Raw genomic sequence first — 1,250 nt, 5'->3', positions numbered from 1 at the left:
GCATGAACCTGCTCAAACCCTTTACCCCGAGCTTGCTGGCGCTGGCCCTGGCGGCCTGCGCGGTAGGCCCGGACTACCAGGCGCCGGCCACCGAGCCCGCGCAACTGGCCAGCGATGTACAGGCCAAGGCTTACGACCGTAACCGTTTCGAAGGCCTGTGGTGGAAGCAGTTCGACGACCCGGTGCTGAACCAGCTGGTGCAGGCTTCGCTGGACGGCAACCGTGACCTGCGCGTGGCCTTTGCCCGCCTGAAGTCGGCCCGTTCGATCCGCGAAGACGCCGAGAACGATCAGTTCCCGGTGGTCACCAGCCGCGCCAGCAGTGACATCGGCAAGGGCCAGGTCCCCGGCCAGACCACGCAACGGGTGAACAGCGAGCGCTACGACCTGGGCCTGGACATGGCCTGGGAACTTGACCTGTTCGGCCGCATTCAGCGCCAGATCGAGGCCAGCGAAGCCCAGGAAGCGGTAGCCGCGGCCGACCTGCAGCAGCTGCAGGTCAGCCTGATCGCCGAGCTGGTCGATGCCTACGGCCAGCTGCGCGGCGCGCAGTTGCGCGAGAAGATCGCCCTGGCCAACCTCAAGACCCAGCAGGAATCGCGGGCCATCACCGAAACCCTGCGCGATGCCGGCGTGGGCAATGACCTTGACGTGGTGCGGGCCGACGCGCGCCTGGCCGGGGTCGAAGCCACCGTGCCGCAACTGCAGGCGGAACAGGCGCGGGCCCGGCATCGCATCGCCACCCTGCTCGGGCAGCGCCCCGAGGCGCTCAGCGTCGACCTGTCGCCCAAGGCCCTGCCGGCCATTGCCAAGGCGCTACCGGTGGGAGACCCGGGAGAACTGCTGCGCCGCCGCCCGGACATCCGCAGCGCCGAACGCCAGCTGGCGGCTGCCACCGCCAACGTTGGCGTAGCGACGGCCGACCTGTTCCCGCGTGTCAGCCTCAGCGGCTTCCTCGGCTTTACTGCCGCCCGTGGCTCGCAAATAGGCTCCTCGGCAGCCAATGCCTGGGCGCTGGGCCCGAGCATCACCTGGGCTGCCTTCGACCTGGGCAGCGTGCGCGCCCGCCTGCGCGGTGCCAAGGCCGATGCCGAAGGGGCGCTGGCCAACTATGAACAGCAGGTGTTGCTCGTCCTGTAAGAATCGGCTAACGGCTTCAGCCACTACATCAAGACCCAGCAGCGGCTGTTGNCGCTGATGCGCCAGAGCGACGCCAGCCGCAAGGCGGCGGAACTGGCCTCGATTCGTTAT

At 68.5% G+C, this 1,250-nt stretch carries 1 pseudogene; it reads left to right on the top strand.

Annotated features, from left to right (window positions below):
- Positions 1–2 precede the first annotated feature (2 nt).
- Positions 3–1,250 (top strand): annotated as a pseudogene (locus JV551A3_RS15065) (efflux transporter outer membrane subunit); the annotation flags it as partial.

Source organism: Pseudomonas inefficax (assembly GCF_900277125.1).
Classification (GTDB): Bacteria; Pseudomonadota; Gammaproteobacteria; order Pseudomonadales; family Pseudomonadaceae; genus Aquipseudomonas; species Aquipseudomonas inefficax.
The sequence above is the reverse complement of the archived record's forward strand: the minus strand, read 5'-3'. Positions and strand labels throughout refer to the sequence as shown.